General features: G+C 66.2%; 2 protein-coding genes. One reads left to right on the top strand and one right to left on the bottom strand.

Annotated elements, in window-relative coordinates; all coding sequences use genetic code 11:
* The coding region (rsgA, locus tag KTN05_RS17480; RefSeq protein WP_217330643.1) for a GTPase RsgA at positions 1–768 on the bottom strand (768 nt) is incomplete at its 3' end.
* Between the two features lie 373 nt (positions 769–1,141).
* Here rsgA and KTN05_RS17485 point away from each other — a divergent pair.
* Positions 1,142–1,602: alpha/beta fold hydrolase (locus tag KTN05_RS17485; RefSeq protein ID WP_217330644.1), on the top strand; the 461-nt coding region annotated here is incomplete at its 3' end.

Below are 1,602 nucleotides of genomic sequence, written 5' to 3' on the forward strand. Positions count from 1 at the left end.
AATGCCGGGCGTGTCGATTACCCAGCCGCCGCCGACAATCGCATGGAGCGAGCGCGATGTGGTCGTGTGTCGACCCTTTGCGTCCGCCTCGCGGACGCTGCCGGTCAGCTGCGCCTCTTCGGGCGTCTTCGCCGCAAGCGTGTTCAGCAGCGAGGATTTTCCCACCCCCGACGAGCCGACCAGGGCGACCGTCTGACCGGTGCCGCACCATGGCGCAAGCGCCCGCGCCGCCCCCGGCGACCTGGCATTCAGCGTCACGACCTCGAGCCCGCGCTGCAGGCCTGCCACCTGGTCCCGGTAGGGTTTGGCATCGATTACCTGATCCGCTTTCGTCAGAACGATCACCGGCGTCGTGCCGGCCTCATTCGCGAGCGCCAGGTATCGCTCGAGCCGGGCGGGATTCAGGTCGTCGTTGCACGAGGTGACAATGAAGAGCGTGTCGACGTTCGCCGCGATCAGCTGCGGGACTCGACCACCCTCGGTGCGCCGCTGCAACAGGGTCTTCCGCTCCAGCCGGCGGACGAGCAGCTGGGTGTCGGGCTCGACGAGAACCCAGTCTCCGACCGCATGATCCGCTGTGTTGGCATGAACGGGAAGCTTCAGCCTCAGCGGCCCGGAGACGGACTCTGCCGTCATTCTGGCCCGATGAACGGTCGCGATGCGCATCTTGGCGAGAGCAGTTTCCGCCGGCTCCAACTGGTCGCCGAAGAAGGCCGACCATCCGAGCGCGGCCAGCGATCTGGATGCCTGATCTGATGAATGGGTCATGGCCGTTGCAGTGAGCCCCGCCGCCTGATGATGCAAGACCGACCCTGCAGGCGAAGCACCACATTTCAGAAGGGCGGAACGAGGGTGCGGTTGGCTGGACCGGAGCCTTCGTTACCTCCGCGCGGGCATTCTACGACAGTGGTGTTGCCCCACCAGCGTCCAGGCAAGGAACCAGTAACCGGGTTCGCGCGTAGTGCATGCTGCACTGCAGCGCGAGTTCGCGCTTCGGCGCCCAATGCAGCTTTTCCAGATCGGATGTCCCATGAGCTTTGAACCTGGCAGGCAAGTGCATGCGAAACCGCACAGCAGGGTGCGCAAGCGGTCATCCTCCGCGGTCCCGCCCAGCCGGACCGCTGTGCTCGGCCTCGCCGCCGTGGGTCTGATCACCTTGGCCGCCGTCAATCATCTCCTGGCCCGAAAGGCGGAGCGCGACAATCCCCCGGCTGGAAGCTTCCTGAACGTCAACGGCGTCCGTCTTCACTATCTGGAGCGCGGCAACGGCGCGCCCCTGGTCCTGCTGCATGGCAACGGCAGCATGATCCAGGACTTCGAGACGAGCGGCCTGATCGAGCTTGCGGCCCGGAAGTATCGCGTGATCGTCCTTGACCGGCCCGGCTACGGGCACAGCGAGCGCCCGCGAGACCGAATCTGGACGGCCGAAGCGCAAGCCGACCTGATCCACGACGCGCTTGCACAGCTCGGCATTGCCCGTGCCACGGTCCTCGGCCATTCCTGGGGTTGCCTGGTCGCCGTGGCGCTGGCCCGCAAATACCCCGATCTGGTCGGCGGTCTCGTTCTGGCCTCGGGCTACTACTTTCCGACCGCGCGGCCGGA

Source organism: Paracoccus sp. Z118, from assembly GCF_019061185.1.
GTDB lineage: Bacteria > Pseudomonadota > Alphaproteobacteria > Rhodobacterales > Rhodobacteraceae > Paracoccus.